This window comes from Paenibacillus sp. SER-28 (assembly GCF_052906305.1).
In genome coordinates this window covers 132,950-155,548 of sequence record NZ_JBRECM010000006.1, presented here as the reverse complement: position 1 = coordinate 155,548, position 22,599 = coordinate 132,950, and the positions used below count along the sequence as shown (strand labels likewise).

Below are 22,599 nucleotides of genomic sequence, written 5' to 3'. Positions count from 1 at the left end.
TTTGTTTTTTTAATCTTTTATGCAAGTATTTATGAATTTACTTGAAGAAGGGAACTACCCATTTATATGAATACACAACATACAACCGACTCGTCCTTGCATAAAGGACCATACAGCCATCTGATGAAGCTTCCGGCAGGTGATCTAACCGTATATGCTTCTCAGCAACTTTTCTCCTCACTAGATTACAAGGTGTTCGAGATGGCTAATAACAATTTACAAATTCCGGGTATCCGCTATATGGGATACACACCAGATGTACATGTAGGCGTCGGAACCTGCATCGGTACGACTGCTGTATGGGGAATAGAGGACGGCTATGTATCTCCCTCCATCGTTGGCAGTGATATTGGCTGCGGCATGCGCCTACACCTGACCAATCTGCACAAGGATGCTTTGAAGGAAACCAAGCTGCGCCGTAAGCTGGTCAAAACCATCGACAAATATTTGCCTATGGAAGCCCACCAGCGCGGGCATTATTCGGATATCCGACTGGAGCATATTGTACGCAAGGGTCTGCACGGCTTACCCAACAAATATATTCCGGACAGCTACACTCCTAAGAAATCCACCTCACTCACCCATGTAGAGCACAGTAAGTTCTCCTTTGACGAGGAGGTGCTGAATCTTGTCGAAGATCGTACGTGGCATCGGGCTCACCGACAGCTCGGCACGCTGGGTGGAGGCAATCATTTCGTCGAAATTCAGGCGATTGAAATCGCGGAGGAAAACCGCGAAACAGCTGAAGCTTGGGGCATGTTCGACGGTCAGGTGGCTGTGATGATTCATTCGGGATCACGGGCTTGGGGTGGAGCAGTCAGCCAGGCCAGTTCATCTGCCATTGCCAAGGCAATGAGCCGTCTCGGGCTCGGTACCTCCGACCCAAGACTAGTATTCGCACCGCTGGATCACCCCGAGGCTGCACATTATGTCGATATGATGTATTCGGCGCTGAATTATGCTGTGGTGAACCGACATCTCATCGCATACTCCGTGCGTGAAGCCTTCCGCGATGTCTTTGGTACAAAGTGCGAGTTGCGTACTTTGTACGATCTAATGCACAATTATGCTTGGGAGGAATCCCATCCGGATCACGGCAGCGTGTTTGTGCATCGTAAAGGTGCTACGCGTGCTCTTCCAGCAGGACACCCCGACAATCCGCGGCCTTATCAGGCGACAGGGCATCCAGCCCTGATCCCCGGCTCTATGGGGACAGCCTCTTATATTATGGTAGGTTTACCGGGCGGTCAGGATAACTTCCACTCCATTTGCCATGGAGCAGGCCGGATTCGCTCGCGTTCTGCGACCAAACGACTCGTCAGTGTGGACGATTTTGCAGGGGCCCTGGGTGTAGGGACAGACGATGAAATTGTGGTCAATCAGGCATCACTTGAAAGCATTATCGACGAGTCTCCACAGGCCTACAAAAATGTAGATGATATTATCGAAAGTGTCACCGGGGCAGGACTCGCAGCAGTTGTAGCCAAATGCAAGCCGCTGGCCGCCCTGAAAGGAGCCAAATAATTTGAGTATAGACATCCCAGCTATTTACGAATTTGATGAACGTACAGATGGACGCATTACCGGTTATGCCGCTTATGCCCGTCTAATCGACGGTATCAGTGAAGCACTCTATAACCGCTATGGTGTAAAATACGTGCTGTATGCCAGCGACGATCCCAATATTGAGTATTGGGATCTGCTGGAGGAAGATATTCGTTCAGGCAGTCCCGATCTGGAACATGTGGCACGGGTCTTCGATCGTTTGGAGGAACGCACCATCCAGTATGACGATGACGGACCGACTCCTGAATACGGCGTGCATCTGTCGATGCGTAATAATGTATTCGCCTACCCCAAGTGGGGCATCGCGCTGGCGCGAGTTCCCTTTTTCCGTGAGAATGGCGTGTACAATGAAGATTACGTATTTGCGATAGGCGACCAGGAGCTGCAAGGCTTCCTCGCGGGAGTACGCGGTCGTGAACGTAAGCAGAATATGAAGCGTGTCACCGTTTTTACCGACACAAGCCGTGGACTTTCTCGGCAGGCAGAGCCGATAACCCGCGCAATTACGCGGGATGACGTGATTTTGAAAGCGGAAATCAAACGGGATATTTTCCGATCACTCGATCAGTTTTTTGAAGCGGATCGTACCTTCTATCAGACTTATAACATTCCTTATAAGCGTGGTATTTTGCTATATGGCCATCCGGGCAACGGTAAAACAACACTTGTAAAATCTATTGCCAGCAGTGTACCGGGTCCGGCAGCCTACTGGCAAATTACGGAGTATACAACCAGTGAATCGGTCAAAGAGGTGTTCGAGGCGGCTACTCGCCTGGCTCCGATGGTGCTAGTCATTGAGGACATTGATTCCATGCCTCAGGAGGTGCGTTCCTTTTTCCTGAATACCCTCGACGGTGCTACATCCAAGGAGGGCATCTTCCTCATCGGAACGACCAATTATCCCGAAAAAATCGACCCGGGTCTGATGAACCGGGCAGGGCGTTTCGACCGGGCTTATGAAATTAGTTTGCCTGACGAAGCGCTGCGACTGGCATATCTCAAGCTGCGCAACTTCCTTGTTTTTGCAGGGGAAACAGGTACACAGAAGGCGGCAGCCATGACTGACGGGTTTTCCTTGGCTCAGCTCGGAGAACTGTATGTCAGCACGGCTCTGGAGTGGCATGAGCAGGGAAAAGCCGATATTGAGCTGATTATTAAAGGTATGCGAGGCGAGCTCGATAAGAGCCGTAAGCAGGACTGGTTAAAAAATGTGGCCGAAGGACGTGTTGGGTTCTTCTGATTTATCCTTTCATTGCCTTATAAAGAAATTTATGTTATATTGATAAACAATAAAGTATCGAAAGGGTGACCTTAAGCCAATGATCTACTAATCCTATTCCACCAAAGAAAAAATCGTAATCTTACGAATTTTCTGGATAGGATTAGTGTAGGCTTTGGGTATTCACGATAAGCGCATTGCTTCTTTGACGGGAGCAGTGTATCTTCTTGTTCGTACGTCTACCTCCTATCCAGAAACCAATGGATCAGGAGGTTTTTTGCATGAAAAGAATACTTGGAATCCTAATGATTAATATCTTCATCGTTATGGTGGGCGTTGGTTTAATTACCCCCATCCTGCCAGAACTGATCATTGAATTTGGTGCCAGTGGGCGGGCGATCGGTTTATTGGTAGCAGCCTATGGAGTGACACAATTCCTGCTCTCTCCAATGACTGGGCAACTGTCTGATCGATATGGGAGAAAAGCATTCATCGTCGTAGGTGGCATTGTTTTTGCTGTAGCTAAATTTATCTTTGCTATCGGAGATGAGTTATGGATGCTGTATACCTCAAGACTTCTGGAAGGAATGGCAGCAGCCCTGATTATTCCGCCCATGATGGCATATGTGGCGGATATTACAACAACCGAAGAACGTGCCAAAGGAAATAGCCTGCTAGCCGCAGCCATGTCATTCGGATTTGTCATCGGTCCTGGACTTGGTGGTCTTCTTGCAGGATATGGAACGAGAGTGCCGCTGTATATAGCAACGGGTGCGGCTATTATTGCAGTTATTTTTTCAATGATTTGTTTACCTGAAAGTTTGACGAAAGAACAAATGAAGGCAGCTCGGGCAAGAATTTCTCGGAAGGAATCTATGTACAAACAATATGTGAGATCGTTAAGGTCAAAGTATGCGATGCTCTTTGTACTTGTTCTGGTGATGACCTTTGGACTCGCTAATTTTGAATCTGTTCTTGGTTTATATGTAACGAACCGCTTCCAATTCTCGCCGCAAGATATTTCAATTATTCTAACCGCAGGTGCTGTGATCGGAGTCGGTATGCAGGCACTAGTTGTTGCTAAAATAATTAATAAGTTTGGTGAACAAAGGGTGATCAAAGGTTCGCTTCTTTTCACCTCAGCTGCTTATATTTTGTTTCTTTTCGCCATAGATTTTTGGAGTATCTTTCTTCTCACTTCCCTTATTTTCTTTGCTACCGCTATGCTTCGTCCAGCTCTTAATACACAATTATCGAAGATGGCAGGGAATGAGCAAGGATATGTAGCTGGTATGAATAATGCCTATATGAGTGTCGGGAATATTGTCGGCCCCACTCTAGCGGGATTTTTATTTGATACAAATATGTTCGCACCATTCATAGCAGGCTGTTGTATTCTATTGGGTACTTTTTTGCTTACATTAAAAATGAAATAAAAGAGGACAACTGATGAGTAAAAGGTAGCTACGGGTGCGGGGCTTATTTTTCAACGCCCGCCTGTAGCTGCCTTTTTATTCTGTCTAATCGCTTATATTTAACAAACACTCAAATTCCCTTTATTCTGCTTCCCCGCTTAGACGATTCAAAAATTGAATAGCCCGCGAACTGGTCGGCTGCTCCAAAACCTCATGCGGCGTACCCTGCTCAACGATTACACCCTGATCCATCAAAATCACATGGTCCGCCACCTCAGCTGCAAACTTCATTTCATGGGTGACAATAACCATGGTCATCCCTTCAGCAGCCAGTTGCTTTATGACCTTAAGCACCTCACCTACTAACTCAGGATCAAGCGCAGAGGTCGGTTCGTCGAACAATAGTACCTCAGGTTCGACAGCCATTGCCCGGGCAATACCGACCCGTTGCTGCTGTCCTCCCGATAACTGATGAGGATAGGATTCCGCTTTATCAGCCAACCCCACTTTTTTTAGCAATTCCAATGCACGTTTGCGCGCCTCGTCCTTGCTCTTTTTCTGAACCGTGACTTGTCCCTCCATCACATTTTGTACGGCTGTCATATGCGGGAAGAGATTGTAGGATTGAAATACCATCCCTGTCCGCTTGCGCAGCGCCAAAATGTTTTCTTGCCGTAGCTTCGTTCCTTTCGCAAAATTCAGTGCAATATCCCCTACTTGGATCTCTCCTTGGTCAGGAACCTCCAGCAAATTCAAGCAGCGTAAAAGCGTTGTTTTACCAGAGCCGGAAGGACCGATGATAACAAGCACTTTCCCCTTATCCAACGTCACGTCAACACCCTTAAGCACTTCCAGCGAGCCGAACGATTTGTGTATATTCCGAATTTGGATCACCGGTACAATCTCCTTTATCTGACGGAAAAACGGCCTAGTCGCTTCTCCAGGTAATTTTGCAGCACAGTCAAAATGGTGCTAAACAGCAGGTAAATAACTCCCGCCTCGGTATACACCAATAGCGGTTCGTATGTGGTAGCTACAATCTGGTTAGCCGTTCTGAACATTTCCACATAGGTGATGGTCGCAGCCAGTGAGGTATCCTTCACCAAGCTGATGAATGAATTAGCCAACGGAGGTACGGACACACGGGATGCTTGCGGAAGCACGATACGACGCAATACTTGCCAGCGCGTCATCCCCAGGGAGTACCCCGCCTCCCATTGGCCTTCCTGAATGGATATGATAGCCGCACGCATAATTTCAGAGCTATAAGCCCCTACGCTGAGAGTAAAGCCGATCACTGAAGCAATAAACGGGTCCAGTGTAATACCTACGGAAGGTAAACCATAGAAAATAATATACAATTGCACCAGCAAAGGAGTTCCTCGAATCACCCATACATAGAAGCCGAAAATCAGCTTGAGTATTCTCCATTTGGACAGCCGGGCCAACGCTGTAATCAGCGCCAGCACGAGTCCAAGAGCAAAGGAGATAAGCGTGAGCGGAATCGTAAAAGAAACCCCTGCTTTTAGCAGAGGCAATAATGAATCGATAATGATTTGTATTTGGCGATCATCCATTGTACAGACATCCTTTGAAAAGATAGGTTTGGGAAGATTCGGTTCGACTTGGCGAACGTTGGGTCTTCATTTATTATTTGGATACGTCGGCTCCAAAATATTTCTCGGAAATTTTCAGGTACGTACCGTCAGCCTTCATATCAGCCAGCGCTTTGTTTACTTCCTTGATCAAATCTTCGCTGCCTTTATTGAATACAGCTGCGCTGTGTGAAGCATCTGAAGATTCGTCCACCTTTTTAATTGGTGCGTCAGGCTTTTGCTTTTTCAGATCAAGATAGGATAATCCATCATTGACGGTCGCATCCACCCGCTTGGAAGTCAGGAGGTCAATGGCTTGGTTGAATCCCTCTGTTGCCACAATTTCTGCGCCGTTGCTTTTCGCGATTTGAGTCAGGTTACTGGTCAGGGACTGCCCAGCCTTTTTCCCTTTTAGATCAGCAAATTTCTGGATGTCTGTATTGTCTTCGCTTACGATCAGAACTGCCTTGGAGACAATATACGGATCAGAAAAATCATATTTTTGCTTGCGCTCATCTGTAATGGATACTTCATTGAACACCGTGTCAAACCGCTTGGAGTTCAACCCTGCGAATATGCCGTCCCATTGCGTCTCGATAAACTCCGGTTGTACACCCAGGCGTTTGCTCACTTCAGTCGCAATATCGACATCGAAGCCTGTCAGTTTACCTGCAGCATCGTGGTAGGTAAACGGAGCATAGGTGCCTTCCGTGCCAATTCTTAGCTTGCCGCTTGCTTTTACAGATTCAAGAGTAGCTGTAGCAGTAGTATCTGCTTTTCCATTATTAGATCCGTTATCTCCGGTAGATGCATTATTGTTACTGGCGCCTTTATCGTTGTTACCGCAGGCCGAAACCAGCAATGCCATCACGATGAGTACAATCGGCAAAAAACTAAATTTTTTCATGGTATCCACACTCTTTCCCTTTTTCTTGATAACCTAGCACGCGGCTGGTCATTGAATAGTACATCATTCATTTTCACGCGTCAATGCTTTTATCCAATAATCCCTATGCAAAAGGTAAGCTATATATCTTTGCAGCCTAAAGTTATTCTAGGTTGACTCTTTCATTGGCAGGCTATTCATTATAACTCCCCTCACTGCAACTTTTTCTGTACCCTTACGTTAGAGATTTCGTATAATAGGTTTTAATATGCAGTTTAGAAATATACCGGAGTGTGATCATGGATACCCAAAATTCAACCTTATCCTCTACATCACCTGAAGGAAGTCACTCGGCCTGGGCTACCTTCACTTCACCTTTAAAACAATCCAAAGCGTTCACTTTGTTGTGGCTTGGACATTGGATCGCAATGTTGGGGAGCTCAGTCACCACAGTCATTTTGCCACTGGTTATCTATTCCCTAACAGGCTCGACTACTATTATGGGACTGGCGATGACTGTTTATATGTTGCCTAACGTACTTATTCTGCCTTTCGCAGGCATGATCGTGGATAGAATTGACCGAATTCGTCTCCTTCTGTTTACGAATATCGCCCGGTTTGGACTGATGTTCATTGCGGCGGTGCTGATGTTTACAGGCGGAATGAAATTGCCGGTTCTATTCGTTGGCCTAGCGTTGTACGGATTGATGGACGGTATCTTTAATCCTGCTTATTCTGCCTTACGTGCACAGGTATTCACACCGGACATACGCAATGCAGCCAACGCACTTAGCCAGATCAGTATACAAGCCGTCCGTCTACTTGGCCCTCCGTTAGGAGGCTTCATTGTATCTTTTTCCTCACCTGGTGTTGGCTTTGGACTGGATTCTATCGCTTATCTGATATCTTTTGCCTGCTTTTGGATGTTAAGCGCTCATTTGGCCTCCATCATCGGCAAAGGTCAGGTAGATCCAGAACAGCAAGATCAGGGTAAGCAGCATTTTCTCAAGGATTTTATCGCAGGCTTTACCATTCTCAAAAGCCACCCCTGGCTATGGATTACGATTCTTGCCTTTTCCTTCATTAATATTTGTTATTCAGGCATTATCGCTGTACTCATTCCGTGGCTGTTCAAGGTTCATCATGGCTACAGTCCAGTCGTATACGGCATTGCGATGGCAAGTAGCGGCATTGGCGCTATGCTGGGGGCCTTTGTGTATGGATCACGCAAGCATTGGAAGCATCGCGGTCTACTCGCTTACTTAGGAGCTTTTGTCAGCGGTCTTGCTTTACTACTGTTGTCTGTAGTCACTTGGATGCCAGGACTGATTATGAGCATGATGCTCGAAGGATTTGGCATTATGATATTTGCGATTATCTGGGAGACAAGCCTCCAGGAATTAGTCCCAGCCGAGTCTTTTGGACGTGTAGCTAGTCTGGATCTAATGTTTTCCTTTGCCCTGCTCCCTGTCGGCTATCTGGCAGTAGGTGCTGTGGCAGATAAGCTTGGTGGTATGTTCACAATTGGCATGTTTGCAACCATCGGCATGTGTATCGTGCTGGGCGTTCTAAGTGTTCCTCATATCAGGCGGTTTCAATAGGAAAAATTCGTCATTTTCCTCAAAAAAAGCTGCTCCCACAGGTTCATTTTCGAACCTTGCGGAAGCAGCTTTTTTCATTTTAGTCCTAATCCCCATAGGGGCTAGTCTATTCAATGATTCGTAAAGTTAACCCCTGCTCCGTCCAACGGAACGGAAGATCAAGCTTACAATCACGACCAGCACAATCGCACCAATTAATGCAGGAACGATGTAGAACGATCCGATTTCAGGACCCCAGTCTCCCAGAATCAAGCTACCCAACCATGCACCGATAAAGCCAGCGATGATGTTACCTATCACGCCACCCGGAACATCACGACCTGCGATAATTCCTGCCAACCAACCAATAATACCACCAACAATCAATGCCCATAACCAACTCATTTTGCGTCACCTCGTTTAAGTTTTTATCGTTGTGTTCTATTATTAACCACTCGAACTCCTTTTGAACACACAGAAGACAATTGGTTAATATTACCACCGAACGAAACACTGATTTAGGGGCTTGATACCATCCTACGTGCCTCTACGACTATTTATACACCCCTAGTGTAAAAAGTGTGTCTAATGTGCGCTTATCCTTGTATTCCTGCTTTTTTTGTGCCATCCTCACATTATGGCTTCATTAATGTCACTTCATGCATAAGTTACAAAAATAACAGATTAATTAAGGAGTGACCCCAACTGGAGTGTCGAGTAGGATGTGCCGCCTGCTGTATTGCCATTACGATTTCTTCCCCTATTCCTGGCATGCCAGATGGAAAACCAGCTGGTGTTCCTTGCCCTCAGTTAACTTCCGATTACCGTTGCCGATTGTTTGGCAAACCTGAGCGCCCAGTTGTATGCAGTGGATTCCATGCTGATGAGGATACGTGTGGAAGCACTAATGAAAGAGCATTTGAGCTGCTAAGAGAGCTGGAGGAGTCAACTTTACCGGGTAAAGCTTAAGGAGAAGTTCATTCTATATGAAGGAGAATCTTAATTATGAATGTTATTGAAAAAAGAATTGCCGAATTGAAGCAATATCGGCCCGATCTTACCGCCCCGAAGGATATAGATTTATTCTGGGCCAAAACATTGGAAGAAGTTCACGCCAAACCTGTACATGCGTTCAAAACTCTCGTAGAAACGCCATATCCTCATATTCTTGCTTACCGAGTTACTTTTGAGGGTGTCGATGATACGCCTCTGCATGCCTGGTATGTACGCCCCCGATTTGCCGGAGATCAAAAGTTGCCGTGTATCGTTCTGTTTCATGGCTATACAGGCGGAAAAGGCTATCCTGAAGATTATTCCTCTTGGCTCATGCTTGGCTTTGCGGTATTGGCCGTAGATGTGCGTGGCCAGGGAGGAGAAACGGGAGACCGTCTGGGTGATCCTCATGGTACGGTTAAAGGCTGGGTAACGAAAGGAATATTGGACAAGGATACCTGCTACTACAAAACGATTACAACCGATGCCCTTAGAGCCGTAGATTGGGTAGCGGAGCAGTCGGATGTCGATTCGGCTAAAATCGCAATCAGTGGCGCCAGTCAGGGCGGCGGACTTTCATTAATGGTGGCTACGCTCAGCGATAAAGCTGCCATTACGGTAGCGGATATCCCCAATATGTGTCATATGGATTTTGGTATGATGAATTCTACCAGTTCCCTGACGGAAGCAGCTGAATTCGCCAACCGATTTCCGGAGCATTTGGAGCAGGTACTACATACATTAAGTTATTTTGACGTGATGAATCTGGCTCATCGCATTCGTACCCCGATCATGGTATCGGTAGGGTTCAAGGATACGGTGTGTATGCCAGAGACGATTTTCGCCGCTTATAACCGTATTGAATCACCGAAAACGATTGAAATTTATCCGTTTACCGGACATTGGGTTGAAGGCTTTCAAAGACGCAAAACGGTAGAATTTTTAGTTCAGCATTTTTCTTAATTCGATTTCCAACGCTCGAAAGTACAATATATAGAATGATTCCTCCGGTGCACAAAAAAAGAACACCACGCATCAAACTGCGTAATGTTCTTTTCTACTGCATCGGGGCCAGTCCCGCTTACGCCCGATAAACTCCTCGACAACTCACACGAAACAAATCTTCTAAGATTACGATGCAGCTCGCTGTTCTGCTGCCGAATCCCCTGTCCATTTTCGCACCCAAACAAAATCCATAATCATCAGACCAAACGGGATGAAGGAGGCAAACATAATAAAAAGAGGCCGCCGTATAGACCAATGCAGTGCTGTTTTCCCATAGATCAAAGCAACGAGGAGCAACAAAAAGCTCACCCGGTATATGTTACCAATCACCATAATCGCCTGGGTCATGCCCGCAACTTGCAGGGGCTGGTGGGTGAATAGTATCGCCAAATAAGCTATAGCTTGAATCCAGAGCATGAGTCGGACACGCCCCAAAGGTGTTCTTAACACAAATTTAATCCCCTCTCCATAAGCAAGGATGTTCTCTCATCCTTTACACATCCTTTATTATAACGAAAAGGTCCCCAAACTCCAACCTATCCATTTTTGAGTTTTGACCTAATGAGTTGTGTCTGATACAGTTGTGTAAGAGGTGATTATAAATGCTTAAACTGGGTATACTGGACCAGTCTCATATTCCTGAAGGCGGTACTGCTCAGGATGCATTATCCAATACAACAGATTTAGCGCGTGAAGCTGATCAACTGGGATATAGCCGTTATTGGGTATCCGAACATCATGCGTCCAAAACACTAGCGCACTCCAGCCCTGAGGTGCTGATTGCGCATTTGGCTGCTCACACATCACGCATTCGTGTGGGTTCAGGCGGTATTATGCTGCCACACTACAGCGCGTATAAAGTCGCCGAAAACTTCCGCTTGCTGGAGGCGCTCCATCCAGGACGCATCGACCTGGGAATAGGGCGTGCTCCCGGTGGTTTACCCCTGGCTACTCGTGCCCTGCAGGAAGGCAAGTACCAATCTGTCGAACAATATCCACAGCAGATTCTCGATTTAATCGATTACTTCCATGATTCGGTGCCTGACAATCATCGATTTGCCGGTCTTCATGCCTCCCCGATGATATCGACCGTTCCTGAATTATGGTTGCTCGGCTCCAGCGGAGAGAGCGCCAGATTGGCCGCGATGATGGGTGCCTCCTATGCCTTTGCCCAATTTTTCGGGACTCCAGGTGGTGTAGAAGCTACCGCACGTTACCACGAGCAATTCCAGCCTTCGATCCTGGGTGATAAGCCCCATTCCATGGCGGCAGTTACGGTGGCCTGCGCGGAAACCGAAGAGGAAGCTGAGCAGCTGGCGTCCAGTGCTAGTTTGTATTTCCTTTTGCTCATGCAAGGTAAAGAAATGAGTTCTCTTCCGTCGGTGAAAACAGCAATGTCCTATCCGTACACGGAGTTGGATCGTGAGCGGCTGCGTCAGTCTGCAGCCTGGCGTGTTGTTGGTACCCCTGAACAGTGTAAAGAACAGCTGCTAAGACTGGCTGAGCAGTATCGTACCGATGAGTTACTGGTCGTTTCATCCATTCATGACTTTGATAAACGTGTTCAGTCCTACCGTCTGCTGGCCAAAGCTTTTGCTTTGGTATAGACGCGATTGAACGGAGGCTGAGCTTCAGAAACACAAAAACCCCCGCCTGCCTATGATGGCAACAGCGGGGGTTTGTCGTAGAGAAGGGTTCATTGGAACCAACCCCTCTGCACTATGGAAGTAATTCATGCACCACAAAAGTCGAATATCATATGGTACTTTGGTAGTACATAAACTGACACTAAAGAGTGGGTCGTCCACTCCTAAAGTTCTAGTATCCATATACCAAAGACGTATGCTTTATACTCCAAAGCTTGGAAAGATTGCACCCTAAAGTCCCATATCTTTACTCGTTTCGATAAAGTTAGTAACGGTTAAATTCTAAGGTTCTATACCCCAAACCAGCTTACCCTGCTGATATACAGTGCCATGGTCCCAGTCTGCGAATGCTGTTTGGGTAGCACCATAGGAGTAATCGTTGGTCTCATCAAAATTGCTCCAATTTGCAGCATGAATCCGGGGTTGAATTTCTCCACTTTCCCCGCCGGGCTGAATTGTTCCCGCTCCATCTGTGAAAGAAATCTCCACATATTTATCAGCCTTGGCCTTTGGATTCGGCAATGTTACAAAAGTTGCTTTTACCTTTTCAGTGCCAATCCTAGCCCAGTCCACAAAAAACTGTTGAGCTTGTTTGCTTTCATCTGTGTAATAGTAGCGAATTTTTAGATCACTCAGCTTCACAGCTGTTTTTCCTGTGTTTTTGATATTAAATTCAGGACGGATTGCGTTATCCTTGGCGTTCGTGTCACCAGTGCGATACTGAAGCACAATCCCTTGATCGTTACTGCCGGGTGTACTTCCTCCGTTGCCGTTATCGCCGCCGTTGTTGCCACCACCGTTATCACCGCCAGTATTGCCAGTATTGCCATCTCCGCCGTTATCCCCACCGTTGTTTCCGCCTCCACCATTGTTGCTGGAGCCTTCCAGAATCGCCTGTTTTACGAATTTACCGGAAGCCGACAATTGCGAATCAGGCCATCCGCCCTTACGGTCAGCACCAGGCAACAACGCAGCAGAGGTCTCATTTTTATCTGCCAGCGACCAGTTAGTCCAGCTGATTCCACGGCTTGCAAGAAAACCAGTCCATACTTTGGATTCATTCAGGAACGGACCACCGTTACCCGAAGCATCGCTTGTACCCCACTCGGTAGCAAATATGCCCACGCCTTTGTTCAGCGCATAATCGACCCGATCACGTAAAGATTGTCCATGCGTACCCGCATAGAAATGTACGGTATACATTGTATTCTTGTCTGGAAGTGGATGGTCTGCTGCATCATGTACATCCTGACTCCATGTGCCTGTTCCTACAATAATAATATTGTCCGGGTCCTTAGCTCGAATAACCTGAGATACCTCAGACGCATAAGGTCGGATTTGATTGTTCCAGTTCACATTCCCATTCGGCTCATTGGCAAGTTCATAGATTACGTTAGGCAAATGGCCGTACTGAGTCGAAAATTCATTAAAGAAAGCTTTGGCTTCATTTTTATGAATGTTCGGATCGCCATCTGAAAGAATGTGCCAGTCAATAATGACGTACAAGCCCAGTTTCTGTGCTGCCTCAATCGCTTCCTTCACTTTATTTTTCAAAGAAGGGTTGGCAATATAACCATTTTCTTCAGTGTACAGTGCAACCCGGAATACGGAAATGCCCCAATCGTCCCGTAGCCATTTCATAGAGTCCTGATTTACCAGATCCCCAAACCATTGGACACCGTGAGAGCTAATACCTTTGAGTTGTACAGGTTTACCGTTTTTATCCACCAGTTTACCACTTTTTACCGAAAGTTGTCCGTAACGTTCCACAGGGGTCGTCCCGGCAGCCTCTGCTGTTTGCGTATTCCAGTTGAATCCGTTCGTTAACGTTAATAGCAATACTGCTGTTAGCATCACCGCTACTCTTTTTGCAATCCTTGGCAGGACCCATTGCCCATTCATCATTTACACGTTCCTTCCTTTTTATAAAGTAGATGAGACTTATCAGTGCGTTGTTCTCTGCTTTTTTACCTCCTCCTTCATACAATAAGAGGATCAGGTCCAAACATCGATGTCACTTACCTGTATATGGATGATACTACTATTATAGTTAGTTTCATGTTACATTTCGACTTTATGATTGAAAATGAACAGGAAGTCACGGTTTTGGGATGTGTTCTGCTTGGTTGGCTACTATAGAATACTAAAGGGACAAAAGACTCACTTACCGATTGCAAAATTCGGAGAATTTTTAGTTGTTTGATAAAAAAAGACTGCTTCCCGATGCCTTGGCTCGGTATAGCAGTCTTATAGATGATCTTATATGTGATCGATTAATGTTACAAATTTCGTCTTAACGTAGGATCTCCCTATTACCCCTGAGCAGTTGCTTGAGGTTCTTTGGTCGTCTGATCTTCCTTCATATCGCCGCCATCCGTCGCTTGATCTGTCAGTACAGTCTCAGATGAGTTACCTATTACCTTGTCAATAAGTTGCAGCCAAGGTTCTTCACTACCTCCACAGCTCTCAATATCACCGAGCAGGGACTCTAGCGTGGTTCCTTCTTCTGGCAAATCAATAACTAAACTGTCTTCGTCAACTTGGATGGTGCAGCAGGTTTTCATTGTAAATCCCTCGCTTAATTCATATTTGAGCATGCAGTAAGCTAGCTCAGATGGGATGAACTCCCATGGATTCCGGGATAAGCCCTTTGAATCCGTCTGAAATTATAAACCTAATGCACATCAATTGCAATGAACAAACCTTGAACTTTTAAGAATTAGCGAGTGTTACAGGCAGGAATGGATATCTAAACGAAGTATTCGCGCCAGTAATTTTGGATTTATAGAATTAGTTCAAACATTCAGCAAGCTCCGTAAAAATCACTCCAAGCGCATAAGCCCCCGCGTCTGGATAACCAAGGCTTCTCTCTCCTACCGTTCCGGCACGGCCCATGCGCGCCACGATGTCTTCCGTCTTTTTGGCCCCTGATACAGCGGCTTGAGCACCTCTTACAAAGGCTGTCTTCACGTCAAAATCTAATTTCGCGCTCTCCGCCCAGCTATCCGCACATGGCACTAATGCATCTATAAGCGTTTTATCGCCCACGACGGCTCCTCTGCCGAAAGAACGTTCGCCTGTCGATTGTATGCCTTGCACCGCAGCCTGCATCATATCTGCAAATTCGGAAACGGTGAGTTCGCTTCGTTCGTCCGCAGATCGTGCCGCTGCGCGAAATGCTGAGCCCCAGATCGGACCCGAAGCGCCACCGCAGTACTCCATGATGACGAGCGAGCATGAATGAAGAAAGGCTCCCATCGTCAAAGAATCTTGATTCAGGATGTCTCTCCATTCCCGTTTCAGCTGACGAAATCCCTTAGCAACGCTCATGCCAAAGTCGCCGTCACCTGCATGAGAGTCAAGATCGCAGAAAGATACCTCATTCTTGATGATAACCTCGCTCATCTTATCGACTAAGTAGATAAGATTGTTCAACGTAACTTTGTTGTTCTCAATAACCACGAAGGTAGGGTCCGTTTCTACCTCAAAGGATACTTGCCGATTTTCGTCTGCTACAGTTGAAATATCCGTGAATTCGACATGATCAACAGGCCCAGCCACCTTGAACGCAGGTGCGTTGCTTTCATGGGAAAGGAGCGTTTTCAGTTCGTTGTCCAGCTTCATGATGGAAACCGAGATACCTGCCATATCGATACTCGTCATATAATTGTTGACAAAAGTGCGATCGATCGTGATCCCCTTCGCTGCTAGTTCGCGAGTGACCGAATGGTTGAAAAGGTACAGTTCTTGCAGAGGCGTACCGCCGAAACCATTGATCAACAGGGCGATTTCTCCGCTGAAGCCAGTTTCGATCTGCATGTCTCGAAGGAGATCGGTTACCATTCTGCCTGCCAGCGTATCCGCATCCGTCAGCTTCTCGCGGCTGGTCCCAGGCTCGCCGTGAATGCCGACGCCGTACTCGATTTCATCATGCCCGAGCTCTAATGTTGGCGTGCCCTTCGCCGGCACGGTACACGAAGTCAGGGCGAATCCGATACTGCGTACATTCGCAGCAGCTTTCTCGGCCACTGCTTTAACTTCCGCCAGACTCCGGCCCTCTTCCGCCGCTGCACCCGCGATCTTATGGACGAGTACCGTTCCCGCCACCCCGCGCCGTCCGACTGTATATAGGCTGTCTTCTACAGCGATGTCGTCCTCAACCTTTACATAGTCCACTTCCAGACCGTCTTCAGTGGCCAAATGGGCGGCGTTTCTAAAGTTCATAATATCGCCGCTGTAATTTTTAATAATCAGCAGCGCACCTTTTTTCCCAGTTGTTGCTCGGATGGCCTGATATACTTGAATTTGTGAAGGAGAGGCGAAGACATCACCGCAGACCGCGGCATCGAGCATCCCTTTGCCAACGAAGCCGGCGTGGGCGGGCTCATGCCCGCTGCCACCGCCGCTGATGAGCGTTACTTTCTCCGCGTTCAATTCCTTTTTCTTGAGCACTTTGTATTTTGGCAGAAATTCCAATTCGGGATGCGCAAGCGCAATACCACTGCACATCTCAAGGACCAAATTTTCCGCACGGTTGATGACCTTTTTCATGCTACTTTACCTCCGCTTTGTACTGGCTCCCGATACGGTCGGCCGCAGCGATTGCCGCTGCAACCTGCTCCACTGTGACCGGAAACGGCATGGAATGAATCGATTCCTCCAGAATGCAAGCCTTTGCAGCTACTTCCATGAGTTCTTCCTGGCTGATATGATCGACGCCGATATCAGCCAAGCAGACCGGTAAACCGACGGCTAAACAGAAATCAAGGACCTGATGTAATTCTTCCGTGGGTGCGTTTTCGAGCACCAGCTGTGCGATCGTGCCGAATGCAACTTTCTCTCCATGATAATAATGATGCGTGCCTTCCAAAATCGTGAGTCCATCATGAATTGCATGGGCCGCCGCAAGTCCGCCGCTTTCGAAGCCGAGGCCTGAGAGTAAAATATTAGTTTCAATGATATTTTCGAGTGCTTGCGTAACTTGGTTTTCATCACATGCCGCTTTTGCTTTGGCACCGTCTTTCAACAGCATTTCATAGCATAGCGTTGCAAGTGCAATCGCCGCATTCGTACCTACTGCTGGCGCACACTGTCCTTCGCGCACTCCGTTAGGCAGTCCGGCATTGACCCTGGAGTAAGAACGAGAAGTCGCACGGGCTTCAAAGTAAGTTGACAGTGCATCACCCATGCCTGATACAAGGAATCGGGTTGGTGCATTAGCGATAACGGTGGTGTCGACTAATACGACACTCGGACTTTGCTTAAAATAGGCGTAATCGTCGAAAGCGCCTTCTGGGGTGTAAAGAACGGCCGAGTGGCTTGTCGGTGCATCCGTCGCAGCAATCGTCGGACAGATGATTAGCGCTTCCCCTTGAGCCACGCATTTCGCCGCGTCGATCGCTTTTCCACCGCCGAGACCTACGATACAATCGCATCCATTCGCAGTAGCAATTTCCTGAAGTCTAGACACTTCCTGTCTGGAACACTCACCCATAAAACCGCTTTCAATAAAGGTTACGTTATATTTACCCAAAGTGGAATCAAGCTTATCTTTTACCCGCGCCACATCGTCAGGATGCGCAATCAGTAAAGCGGATTTGCCGAAGGTGCTCACATAGTAACCCAAATTCAACAATTCGTTTTCACCTTGTACATATTTGCTTGGGCTGATAAAAGCTTTTCTCATCTATAATTCCTCCTTATGATTGTGTTGGCTTCGTTCTGATTAAGACTATAACCGAACCATGTAAACTTTACATTGGAGGAATCGAGGAATATATTATAATTTACAATCGTATTTTTTTGCACTGAAGATCACGAATTGTACTTTTTTGTTATTGCTTACAGAATAATTTACCTATAAGGGATGAGAATCTTGATACGTGAACATTTGAGCATCCAGAAAATCTTTGATTTGAAAAAGTGGGAGCAGTTGCAAGATTCATTAGCATCCGTTACCAAATTAGCCATTCTCACCGTCGATTATAAAGGGAATCCCGTAACTAGCCACAGCCAATGCCAATCGTTCTGCAAGAAGGTTCGCCAAGATGAGAATCTCCTTCCCTACTGCCAAAAATGTGATTCTCGCGGTGGACTTGAAGCGGTGCGTTCCAACAAACCTTATATTTATCTCTGTCATTATGATATCATCGACATCGCGGTACCGATCATTATCGACGATAAGTACATCGGCGCCGTCATGGCAGGTCAGGTCCGCTTAGCCGATCCTTCGAGCGCCTTACATCTCGAGCAAATCCTCACCTCAAAAAATGAAAAACTGTACAGTTCCAAATGGGAAGAACTTAAGAACGACTACGCCGATCTACCGTCCATGACCTATCAGGAAATTCAGACGATCTCCAGCATGTTATCCTTATTGTGTAATTATATTGTTGAAGAAGCGATGAACAAAAATCTTCTCGCAGAAATGTTCGAGAAGGCGTCGGCCACACAGTCCACTCCACAGTTGTCCGAGATCCTTCCTGGCTACTCGTTGGAGCATATCGAAAACCTTAAGAAAGAAATGAATAATTTCTTAGCAGATGCCTATCTGAATTCCTCAGGAGATGTGGATATTTCGTGTGGAAATCCCGTACTAAAACCCGCCTTCGAATATATTTTTGAGCACAAAGGTGAAACTTTTTCTCTGAAAGCCTTGGCTGACTTATGCCACATTAGCCCAAGCTATTTTAGTCGGCTGTTTGCGAAGGAAACGGGAGAGAACTTTTCCAGCTATCTTTCCCGCCTGAAGATTAAATGGGCGAAGCAGTTGCTCGAAGCTACAGATATTCCGGTATCCCAGATCAGTAGCGAGCTCGGCTTCAATGAGCCGGGGTATTTCATTAAAATATTCAAAAAGTATGAAGGCACAACGCCCGCGGTGTACCGAAAGTATTACAAAGGATAAAAAAAACGAAAAACAGATGATTCACGAGTCTAACGTCACCATGATCATCTGTTCATATTGTTGTGCTCAAGTTACGTATCCAGCTCGTGCTTCTCAGGCTGCCTGAGATTATGATTTGCGTTCAATTACCATCCCCTTTTTATCAGCAATTTTATATTGGAGTGTTTTTTATCTTTACTGTAGTGTTTCTGACTGATCCTGGGCGTTCGTTTCATTGTGCAAAGTAAAGAAAAACATTACTGTTTTTAAGAAAAATAAGCATTAAGTCTTCCTTCGTCTGGGTAATCACCATCCCACCCACATGGAAAACCACCAGCCTTATAGATTCTAAAAATTTGTTCGTAAAAATTTTCAATCTCACCATTTATTGCACGATTTATTGCGCAGTTTCTCAAATCTACTACAACACTTTCAAAAAAATCACTATAAGAGTCCGTTATTTGACTTCTAAGACCATCTGCTATTAATTCAGTTAATTCATCCAAACCATTAGGTTTTTGGGAATCTAATTTATACAACTTTCCCTTAACTTTTCCCATTTCAAGTTGTCTTATATCAGACCAAGTATATTCATCTTCACCGAAAACTTCAGTAATGGCTAGTCTTTTCGCCTCTTCATATTGATTAATTGTAACAATATTTTGAGGTCTTTCTATTTTTGGAAAATCCATCATAGAATTTGAGAATTGAATAACCTCTTCAACTAAATTACTGTGTATTCCGTACTTCATAACTTATCAAACCACCTTTCCCACAAATCTATTGTTGCGCCCCCGCCTCTGTCCCAAACAGGCTCACGACTTAGAAACAAAGGTAAAGTTAATTTCGGATTGTATTAGAGGGTAAGGATGCTAACCTAAAACTTATCCTTTTACCTGTATCGGTTGACCGGTCGTCACCAAATGGTTTTCTCACACAATAATCCCTGCTACACGTAGTTGAACTGCGATTAAAGTAACTTTCTTTGTCTACCTTCATTACTATAGTTGTTGTACTAACCTTATTAAAAGTTGCAATTCATGTCCGCCGTCATCTTGCCTAGGTTCCTTTCAGCCGATAGCTGAACTTTATTATTCTACCTCTTCTGGTTTTCTAAATAAACATAGAGTATCTAGTGCTTCGAAGATGTTATCTCCGAACTTGAATAATGAATATCCATTTTTTCCGTATACCTTCCTGGATTTCGAAATAAACATTATTAAATTTCCGCGATATGCTTCTCCAACTACAACAAGCGGCTCTTTTACTCGCGCCTCATATTCCTCGAAGTTTTCTTTTTCATAATAATCCCCTACAGCTTCTTCAGGACTAAAAATAAAGGTTTCCAAACTTTCCATCGGGATGCTTAAATTTATATTCGACTTCACCAAATACGCTTAGTGCATCAATCACTGAATCGAATACTTGATACCCCATTGCTTCTAAAAACTTTACTGTTGCGGTTAAGTCAACCTCATTAATTGGTTTCCATCCTGCTTGTATTAGTATTTCTCTCGCATCATATGATAAGTTATCCATAATCATTCTCCTATTTTTCAAAAATACTATTCATGAAAGTCATCAATAAAATCAAAAAATGTCTTTTCACAGTTTTACATGGCTGGTAGTACTTCTCTTTACCTTTAAAGATACTTACTAGTATATTTTCTATTTTTAATGTTGACTATAAAAGTCGATGACCGCCTGAATCTCAGCACAATTTTCAACATGCCATGATTTGAAACTTTCATCATCCTTGTACGGATTTTTGGGGTCGTTTTTGGCTTTCCTCTTGTTTCTTGTACTTTCTTAATTAAGTCAGGATTCCATTACACTTGGATTGAATTGTTACTCTCGTCTTTGAGGAACTGAACATGCTTCTCTAACTGCTCCCTAGCAAGATCTCTAATTCTCAATTAGCTTTTGTCTTTAGCACTACCCGTTCCCTATGTTGTAAAGCTAATCTATTGAAAAGTAAGATGGTTGCTAAAATACTAGCATTTCCATCTGTTTAGTTTTCTTTTTTTCTGCTTGTTCAGGCATGCGGAATACTGTTTTGTCCTTCATCATGCCGTAAATAATGTTGACTACTATCAGCGCATCTTAACTGTCCGCCTGTTGCCGCGACCCTCGTACTTTCTGGCAGTAGCCTCTTATCTCCTGATACTCTGCTTGTGTCTGTGAAATCAATCCCAATTTTTCTTCTCCTGCCTGAACCTGCTTTGCCATTTCTCTTGCCCTCCTTTGATTTTGAGCATGCAAAAAAGCTCATTCCCCCTCATCATTCAAGTTGGAACAAGCTTTGGAAAGTTTACAAGAAGTTAGATCAGAGATTTATAGTACGAAAGTGGGGTTAATAATAATACTGTATACATCTTTCTTTGGGAGGTGTCCATTCATCAACCAATAGATCTTCTCGCAGCAGTTTAGATTTGTGCTCCAGTTTGGCAATAAATAAAGCATAATAGTCGCCACCAGTTGGATAAGCAAACAATCCATACTTTTTTGGATAAATGAGATTATTGACTTCTTTTATCTTGTCAGGCACATACTCATATTCAAATTCCCCCAATTTCTCCAATTCCTCCTGGGAAGCCAACTCAAGGTTATGAGCAAATTCATAATCCAAAATATAGTTAACAATCTCCATAGATTGCTCACCTCGATAATCAAGATAGAGAAATTTCTTCGTAGATAGACCATATTTTAATACACTTTCGTAGATACTTAACTCCTCCAAATCACTTAGAATGACTTCCATGTCTTGGCGATCTTCAAATATGAGCTGTACGATTTCCTCATCAGACATGTTGATTTCCTCCGCTTATAATTATTGAAACAATTCCCCATGTTTATTCGGAATATATTCGGGATAATTTTTACGATAAAAGTTATCTATGAGGCGCAACAGCGTGTCCCATTCCGGATAAGATTCATGATCTCCAATTTCCATTTTCGCTTCTGGCGTGTTCATCAATACATCGTCAAAATGATTGAAAACAGGTAGACTCAATTTATTCCTTACATAAAGCAAGAACAATATTTCATATGGATAGAATCCATATCTAAAGTCGCCAAATTCCATGGACTCGCCTATTTCTGAGGCTAACATCGAGTGGTAAAGTGACATTTCACCAATCAGGCGGTTAATTACTTCCGAATCACGAGTTTTCCATTGCTCCAACACTCCCTTATAAACATCCAGGTCTTCCGGTATTAAATCGTATCGAAGCCCAGCTTCCTTGAATTTTTCTTTCACAGCTATATGCAAGTATTGACTCGTTCCCGCAATAGTTTTATTTCTATATTGTAAGTATAACTCCAATAAAAACCACGTATGTTTGTTCCATTCATTAGCTTCTAGTATATTACTTCCAAGGTTGTTCTCTATAAAGTCAAATAATATGTTTTCTTCTTTCTCCCACCCAAACATCGTGAAATGAATTAAGGCTGTTATGACTTCCCGAAACGAGTATTCTGGCATCATCCCAGGGTAACGGATTTTATAAAGATCTTGCCCCATACACTGGTAAAAAACGACCATTTGCATCTTTTTCAATTCTTCTACTCTATTTCCACCATTAATTAAAACATCGTACTTCCATTTTGAGAGGTAATATGAGAAAACTGAGTCTAAATCTATTAATAAAATATGATCCTTCTCTACGGCATTCAAATCGACGATATTAATTATTTCACTTTGGCACTCTTCATATTCATTTTTAATTTCTTCAAATTTGATCCCGTCAACAAAGTTTTTACTGTATCTTCTATACGCCATTTCTAGTTTTTTTGGATTTAGCATTAT

At 44.9% G+C, this 22,599-nt stretch carries 23 protein-coding genes; 8 read left to right on the top strand and 15 right to left on the bottom strand.

What is annotated here, in order from left to right; translation table 11 throughout:
- Positions 1–66: 66 nt before the first annotated feature.
- The 3 genes from ACUYLD_RS16305 (at position 67) to ACUYLD_RS16295 (ending at position 4,221) form a co-directional block, all read left to right on the top strand.
- Complete coding sequence (locus ACUYLD_RS16305; protein ID WP_446675508.1) at positions 67–1,524, top strand: RtcB family protein; 1,458 nt, start codon at positions 67–69, stop codon at positions 1,522–1,524.
- Position 1,525: 1 nt separating this feature from the next.
- Positions 1,526–2,806: an AAA family ATPase gene (locus ACUYLD_RS16300; RefSeq protein WP_250239969.1), complete on the top strand. Its 1,281-nt coding sequence runs from the start codon at positions 1,526–1,528 to the stop codon at positions 2,804–2,806.
- A 260-nt stretch (positions 2,807–3,066) separates the two neighbouring features.
- On the top strand, positions 3,067–4,221 hold the full coding sequence (locus ACUYLD_RS16295) for an MFS transporter (protein ID WP_254351062.1): 1,155 nt from the start codon (positions 3,067–3,069) through the stop codon (positions 4,219–4,221).
- A gap of 120 nt (positions 4,222–4,341) precedes the next feature.
- On the opposite strand, the gene ACUYLD_RS16290 is transcribed toward ACUYLD_RS16295, so the two are convergent.
- From ACUYLD_RS16290 to ACUYLD_RS16280, 3 genes are all read right to left on the bottom strand, one after another.
- The gene (locus ACUYLD_RS16290; RefSeq protein WP_061828725.1) at positions 4,342–5,094 is read right to left on the bottom strand and encodes an amino acid ABC transporter ATP-binding protein; all 753 of its coding nucleotides are present in this window, start codon (positions 5,092–5,094) and stop codon (positions 4,342–4,344) included.
- A gap of 14 nt (positions 5,095–5,108) precedes the next feature.
- Entirely contained in the window at positions 5,109–5,777 is a 669-nt protein-coding gene (locus tag ACUYLD_RS16285) for an amino acid ABC transporter permease (protein WP_023989825.1), read from the bottom strand.
- A gap of 73 nt (positions 5,778–5,850) precedes the next feature.
- Positions 5,851–6,702, bottom strand: coding sequence for an amino acid ABC transporter substrate-binding protein (locus ACUYLD_RS16280; protein WP_069290151.1), 852 nt, complete (start codon positions 6,700–6,702; stop codon positions 5,851–5,853).
- Positions 6,703–6,980: 278 nt separating this feature from the next.
- On the opposite strand from ACUYLD_RS16280, the gene ACUYLD_RS16275 reads away from it, so the two are divergent.
- Positions 6,981–8,282 (top strand): MFS transporter, encoded by a 1,302-nt coding sequence (locus tag ACUYLD_RS16275; RefSeq protein WP_069290152.1) that lies wholly within the window; start codon positions 6,981–6,983, stop codon positions 8,280–8,282.
- Positions 8,283–8,408: 126 nt separating this feature from the next.
- On the opposite strand, the gene ACUYLD_RS16270 is transcribed toward ACUYLD_RS16275, so the two are convergent.
- On the bottom strand, positions 8,409–8,666 hold the full coding sequence (locus ACUYLD_RS16270) for a GlsB/YeaQ/YmgE family stress response membrane protein (protein WP_025686368.1): 258 nt from the start codon (positions 8,664–8,666) through the stop codon (positions 8,409–8,411).
- Positions 8,667–8,966: 300 nt separating this feature from the next.
- Between ACUYLD_RS16270 and ACUYLD_RS16265 the strand changes: the two genes are divergently transcribed.
- Both ACUYLD_RS16265 and ACUYLD_RS16260 read left to right on the top strand, forming a co-directional pair.
- Complete coding sequence (locus tag ACUYLD_RS16265) at positions 8,967–9,230, top strand: YkgJ family cysteine cluster protein (protein WP_013311446.1); 264 nt, start codon at positions 8,967–8,969, stop codon at positions 9,228–9,230.
- 36 nt (positions 9,231–9,266) lie between these two features.
- Complete coding sequence (locus ACUYLD_RS16260) at positions 9,267–10,217, top strand: acetylxylan esterase (RefSeq protein ID WP_446675507.1); 951 nt, start codon at positions 9,267–9,269, stop codon at positions 10,215–10,217.
- A 168-nt stretch (positions 10,218–10,385) separates the two neighbouring features.
- Here the strand turns inward: ACUYLD_RS16260 and ACUYLD_RS16255 are convergent, their stop codons facing one another.
- Complete coding sequence (locus tag ACUYLD_RS16255; protein ID WP_446675506.1) at positions 10,386–10,709, bottom strand: DUF3817 domain-containing protein; 324 nt, start codon at positions 10,707–10,709, stop codon at positions 10,386–10,388.
- A gap of 152 nt (positions 10,710–10,861) precedes the next feature.
- Between ACUYLD_RS16255 and ACUYLD_RS16250 the strand changes: the two genes are divergently transcribed.
- Complete coding sequence (locus tag ACUYLD_RS16250) at positions 10,862–11,866, top strand: LLM class flavin-dependent oxidoreductase (RefSeq protein WP_165178664.1); 1,005 nt, start codon at positions 10,862–10,864, stop codon at positions 11,864–11,866.
- A 321-nt stretch (positions 11,867–12,187) separates the two neighbouring features.
- On the opposite strand, the gene ACUYLD_RS16245 is transcribed toward ACUYLD_RS16250, so the two are convergent.
- The 4 genes from ACUYLD_RS16245 to ACUYLD_RS16230 all read right to left on the bottom strand — a co-directional run bounded on the left by ACUYLD_RS16245 (position 12,188) and on the right by ACUYLD_RS16230 (position 17,591).
- A complete protein-coding gene (locus tag ACUYLD_RS16245; protein ID WP_446675505.1) occupies positions 12,188–13,810 on the bottom strand; it encodes a cellulase family glycosylhydrolase in 1,623 nt (540 codons plus the stop codon).
- A gap of 407 nt (positions 13,811–14,217) precedes the next feature.
- Positions 14,218–14,469, bottom strand: coding sequence for a hypothetical protein (locus tag ACUYLD_RS16240; RefSeq protein ID WP_025723818.1), 252 nt, complete (start codon positions 14,467–14,469; stop codon positions 14,218–14,220).
- Between the two features lie 226 nt (positions 14,470–14,695).
- Positions 14,696–16,456: a dihydroxyacetone kinase subunit DhaK gene (dhaK, locus tag ACUYLD_RS16235; protein WP_446675504.1), complete on the bottom strand. Its 1,761-nt coding sequence runs from the start codon at positions 16,454–16,456 to the stop codon at positions 14,696–14,698.
- A gap of 1 nt (position 16,457) precedes the next feature.
- Positions 16,458–17,591 (bottom strand): glycerol dehydrogenase, encoded by a 1,134-nt coding sequence (locus tag ACUYLD_RS16230; protein ID WP_061828720.1) that lies wholly within the window; start codon positions 17,589–17,591, stop codon positions 16,458–16,460.
- A 189-nt stretch (positions 17,592–17,780) separates the two neighbouring features.
- Between ACUYLD_RS16230 and ACUYLD_RS16225 the strand changes: the two genes are divergently transcribed.
- Positions 17,781–18,812 carry a PocR ligand-binding domain-containing protein gene (locus ACUYLD_RS16225; protein WP_235308917.1) on the top strand — a complete coding sequence of 344 codons (1,032 nt, stop codon included), beginning with the start codon at positions 17,781–17,783 and terminating at the stop codon, positions 18,810–18,812.
- Positions 18,813–19,057: 245 nt separating this feature from the next.
- Here ACUYLD_RS16225 and ACUYLD_RS16220 read toward each other — a convergent pair whose 3' ends face one another.
- The 6 genes from ACUYLD_RS16220 to ACUYLD_RS16195 form a co-directional block, all read right to left on the bottom strand.
- Entirely contained in the window at positions 19,058–19,543 is a 486-nt protein-coding gene (locus ACUYLD_RS16220; RefSeq protein WP_446675503.1) for a hypothetical protein, read from the bottom strand.
- A 339-nt stretch (positions 19,544–19,882) separates the two neighbouring features.
- Positions 19,883–20,140, bottom strand: a complete 258-nt coding sequence (locus tag ACUYLD_RS16215) for an SUKH-3 domain-containing protein (protein WP_446675502.1) — start codon at positions 20,138–20,140, stop codon at positions 19,883–19,885.
- Positions 20,121–20,330, bottom strand: a complete 210-nt coding sequence (locus tag ACUYLD_RS16210; RefSeq protein WP_446675501.1) for an SUKH-3 domain-containing protein — start codon at positions 20,328–20,330, stop codon at positions 20,121–20,123. The genes ACUYLD_RS16215 and ACUYLD_RS16210 overlap by 20 nt, the downstream gene beginning before the upstream one ends.
- Positions 20,331–20,894: 564 nt before the next feature.
- A complete protein-coding gene (locus ACUYLD_RS16205) occupies positions 20,895–21,020 on the bottom strand; it encodes a hypothetical protein (RefSeq protein WP_302055728.1) in 126 nt (41 codons plus the stop codon).
- Positions 21,021–21,144: 124 nt separating this feature from the next.
- Positions 21,145–21,600: a DUF6630 family protein gene (locus ACUYLD_RS16200; protein ID WP_023989842.1), complete on the bottom strand. Its 456-nt coding sequence runs from the start codon at positions 21,598–21,600 to the stop codon at positions 21,145–21,147.
- A gap of 21 nt (positions 21,601–21,621) precedes the next feature.
- Positions 21,622–22,596: a hypothetical protein gene (locus tag ACUYLD_RS16195; protein ID WP_023989843.1), complete on the bottom strand. Its 975-nt coding sequence runs from the start codon at positions 22,594–22,596 to the stop codon at positions 21,622–21,624.
- Positions 22,597–22,599: the final 3 nt, after the last annotated feature.